Origin of the sequence: Shigella sp. FC1967 (genome assembly GCF_001743005.1) — a bacterium.
GTDB lineage: Bacteria > Pseudomonadota > Gammaproteobacteria > Enterobacterales > Enterobacteriaceae > Proteus.
This window is the reverse complement of the sequence record NZ_MIIZ01000886.1, coordinates 1-2,195: the sequence shown is the minus strand read 5'-3', so window position 1 is coordinate 2,195 and position 2,195 is coordinate 1. Positions and strand designations below refer to the sequence as shown.

Below are 2,195 nucleotides of genomic sequence, written 5' to 3'. Positions count from 1 at the left end.
ATCTATTTTAAATAATCATTAGTTTATGAAAATCATAGAATATTATTTCAAGCAATTTCGAACTATCGCATTACCTGATCGTGTGTATTTAAAGAATAAGTTTATTCGTAACTTAGGTTATCAGCCCAACTTTAAAATACCGACATCACTTAATGAAAAAAATTAATGCTCGTATGCTATTCGATCGAAATCCAATTTATACGCGCTTAGCCGATAAAATCAAAGTAAGAGAATATGTGATAGAAAAAATTGGCCCGCACTATCTGGTGCCTCTCATTAATACCTATTCTCATCCCGATGAAATCGATATCACTCAGCTCCCTTCACGTTTTTGTACTTAAATGTAATCACGATAGTGGTAGTACCCTTATATGCCTTGATAAATCCACTTTTGATTTTGAAAAAGCAAAGAAAAAGCTTCAATTTCATTTAAAACGTAATCTCTATCCCATCACTCGTGAATGGCATTATAAAAACATCAAAGCTCAAATCATCTGTGAAGAATATATTGATTTATTTGATACACACAATCCAATGATACCAACGACTTGTCGTCTTCATTGCTTTAATGGTCAGCCGCATTACGCTGAAAATTGATATTTCTGATACCAAAGGGAATGAGTATATAAAATGTATATGACACAACTTGGCAGTTACAACCCATTACATTAGAAGCTCCCAATACCCCAGAACCTGTTGAAAAACCAACTCAATTTGAAAATATGTTGCAATTAGCCGCTAAAATGGCAAATGACTTTAATTATTGCCGAGTTGACTTTTTAATGTCTGAAAACAAGCTTATCTTTAGTGAAATCACCTTTACCCCAAATGCAGGGCGTATCCCGATCAAACCTAAAGAGTGGGATTACAAATTAGGGGCATTGTGGTCATAATCCGCTTACTACGTTTACTAATAAATTAATTCACTATGAAGAATATCGTAATGACGAGTTTTCAGTCTCGTACTGATTTACTCGAAAAAGCAGAAAAAATGATTGCTGATCATTGGCCCGCTTTTATGATGGGAACCTCTGTTAATGAAAGCTATTGGGATCGCTTATACGCACCTCCTTTTTCTCATTACCAATTTCTCGCCGTATTAAAAGAAAATGATCAAGAAGAAGTCATTGGTGTGATAAACGCTGTCGCTTTCCCTTGGAAACATAACAGTTTTAATGCACTTCCTGATAATGGCTGGGATTGTGTATTTGAATTAGGTATGCAAGCAGATGAAAAACAGTGCCCATGCCAACTTATTTCAGCATTGTCAGTCACCGTTGATAGCCGTTATCGTGGCCAAGGAATTCCGCAACGTTTAATTAAAACCCTAAAAGCTTACGCTAAAGATCAAGGTTATCTTGGTGTTGTCGTCCCTGTTAGACCGACATTAAAGCACCGCTATCCTCTGCACTCTTTTGAAGAGTATTGCCAGTGGAAAAATGATAACAATGAACCCTTTGATCCTTGGATACGCACACATTGGCGTTTAGGTGCGACGATTATTAAAATAGCCCCACAGTCTATGAAAATAGAAGCGCCAAAAGAAACATGGGAACAATGGACTTCTTTACGGTTTCCCACGAGTGGTGATTATGCCATTCCTATGGGGCTTGCACCGGTTAGTATTGATATTCAACACCAATCTGGCACTTATCTTGAGCCTAACTTGTGGATGTTCCACGATATTAATTAGTCTGTCAGTCGTTGTGGATGAGTAAATATCGTTGCTCTTCCGCGACGACAAAAACCCACCAGCGTAACATTATATTTATTAGCAACTTCAACAGCTAAAGAGGTTGCGGCAGAAACAGCAAATAAAATTTCTGTGCCACACATCGCCGCTTTTTGTACCATTTCATAGCTTGCTCGGCTTGAAACTAATACCGCGCCTTCATGCCATTTTTCTTGTGCTTTCATACCTAAAAGTTTATCAAGCGCAACATGACGACCAACGTCTTCGCATCCTCCTTGCATTTCACCTTCTGGTGACAACCAAACCGCAGCATGTGTACACCCCGTTAGCTCACCGATTTCTTGAACCGTTGTCATTTGCGCTAAGGCTTTATCAAGATTTGACAGTGAAAAACGTTTGTGTAAAAAGGTAACGGTGTAATAGGTCGGAAAATCTCTTCTAGTTGTTCAGTTCCACAAATACCACAGCCTGTACGCCCTGCCATATTGCGGCGGCGCTCTTT

3 protein-coding genes and 1 pseudogene are annotated in these 2,195 nt (G+C 38.5%); 3 read left to right on the top strand and 1 reads right to left on the bottom strand.

The features are described from left to right. Window positions 1–297: 297 nt before the first annotated feature. The 3 genes from BHE89_RS26025 (at window position 298) to BHE89_RS15225 (ending at window position 1,693) form a co-directional block, all read left to right on the top strand. Entirely contained in the window at window positions 298–597 is a 300-nt protein-coding gene (locus BHE89_RS26025; RefSeq protein ID WP_286146197.1) for an ATP-grasp fold amidoligase family protein, read from the top strand. A gap of 65 nt (window positions 598–662) precedes the next feature. Continuing rightward, complete coding sequence (locus BHE89_RS26020; RefSeq protein WP_286146198.1) at window positions 663–893, top strand: ATP-grasp fold amidoligase family protein; 231 nt, start codon at window positions 663–665, stop codon at window positions 891–893. 50 nt (window positions 894–943) lie between these two features. Further along, a complete protein-coding gene (locus tag BHE89_RS15225; protein WP_260664843.1) occupies window positions 944–1,693 on the top strand; it encodes a GNAT family N-acetyltransferase in 750 nt (249 codons plus the stop codon). Here BHE89_RS15225 and fdhD read toward each other — a convergent pair. Then, window positions 1,690–2,195: pseudogene (fdhD, locus tag BHE89_RS15220) on the bottom strand (formate dehydrogenase accessory sulfurtransferase FdhD); the annotation flags it as partial. The gene BHE89_RS15225 and the pseudogene fdhD sit on opposite strands and share 4 nt — an antisense overlap.